This window comes from Paenibacillus sp. OSY-SE (assembly GCF_000283315.1).
Classification (GTDB): domain Bacteria; phylum Bacillota; class Bacilli; order Paenibacillales; family Paenibacillaceae; genus Paenibacillus_B; species Paenibacillus_B profundus.
The window spans coordinates 1-1,507 of record NZ_ALKF01000013.1; the positions used below are offsets into that span (position 1 = coordinate 1).

Below are 1,507 nucleotides of genomic sequence, written 5' to 3' on the forward strand. Positions count from 1 at the left end.
CATTTGTATCACACAGGTCAATATTCAGCTTCCACACACCTGCATTGGTTGTTCCTTCCTCTTCAATACGGATGAAAGCCCAAACCATGGACCCGGCTTCAGCTACAACCTCTAATTCCTTCATGCCCAGTAATCTTCCTGTAGACCCCTGCTTGCCCATATATTTATTCACTGCGTGCAGACAGGCTTCCAATAGAGCCGGTTCAAGTACCACCGCTTCTTTATATTGTTCCTCCCTTTCAGCAACAGACGGTTTAAATTTAATCAACAACTGTCCGGCACCTTTAACGGGTACCGCTTCAGCTGCCCACAACTCCTCCATGAAATCGGGAAGTGGAGAATTGATTTTTTCTTTATCTTTCTCCGTATGAATATTGATCTTATGGGAACAAAGCGACCGCAAGGCATTGATGTCGAGCGGCCTTGCTTGGACAATTGACTGACGTTTCGCTTTTCCCTCACTGTTTACGATAACGCCTTCTTTTTCCTCTGATCCCTCGTATATCTCCCAGTCAATCTCATCATGGTTACCTAGATAGAGGGCCAGATGGACTTGCTTTCCCTTCTCACTCACGATAACCGGTTCATTCCAGATGATATCCTTGAGCAGGATACCTGTGCCCCCGCCATCCAATGAAAGGGCTACTGCCGCACGCGTCATCTCCAAATGTGCTGCCTCTGGCAATCGTTTTTGCCCCTCTATTCCTTCGTTGCTCAAGAAACCCTCTCCGCCTGTAAACGTGGAACTAAAGCGCTGGCCAGAAAGTCCAGATGTGTTCTCATGCACGAGCGGATGGATAACACCGCGCTGGCCCCTTTGCGTGAATGGCTGTTTTGTCGGTACCCAGTAATTCTCCCGGGCAAACGGATAGGTCGGCAGGCTGATTCGGCAAGGTGCCGTATCACCAAAATCACCAAAAAGGCCATTCCAGGAAATTTCATAGCCCTGACAATACAGCTCAGCCAGTGCATAGAGGATCTCCTGATATTTATCCGGAGTACTTAGCAGCGTCCTACTTTGTATCAGCAGCTCTTCCGCATACTTCTGAATGGCTGTCTGACCGTTAAAATTCTTCGCCACCAAGCCCTGGAACAGGTTGGGTAAGCGCTCCTTGCCCCCGGCCTGTTTCAGCACCCGAATGGCATCCTCACGATCCCGAATGACAACCACACATCGGTGGTTGAAATGCTGCCTACCGTCTAACAGCGTATAACTGATTGCGAATAGCTCCTCTGCCCCGATCTCCTGCTTCGCATCCAGCATCTCAGTCAGATCCTGAATCCGCTTCTGCAGCGATTCAGGCGTTTTGGCTGAGAAGGCGAGCAGGTAATAAGGCATAGGCCCTTGCAGGGCGACGCGTCTCTTATCGCTGCTTTCCGAACCATAGCTTTGAAGCACCACATGTGCATTCGTACCGCTCATGCCAAAGGCACTCACTCCGCCCAGTCTCCGCTTTCCATCCTGATCGGCCCATTCCTTCCGCTCCCGGTTGACATAGAACGGGCT

1 protein-coding gene is annotated in these 1,507 nt (G+C 50.4%); it reads right to left on the bottom strand.

The genetic code is table 11. The annotated features are described in order from the left end of the window. Positions 1–1,507: CurL C-terminal domain-containing protein (locus tag A372_RS32530; protein ID WP_036702482.1), on the bottom strand; the 1,507-nt coding region annotated here is incomplete at both ends.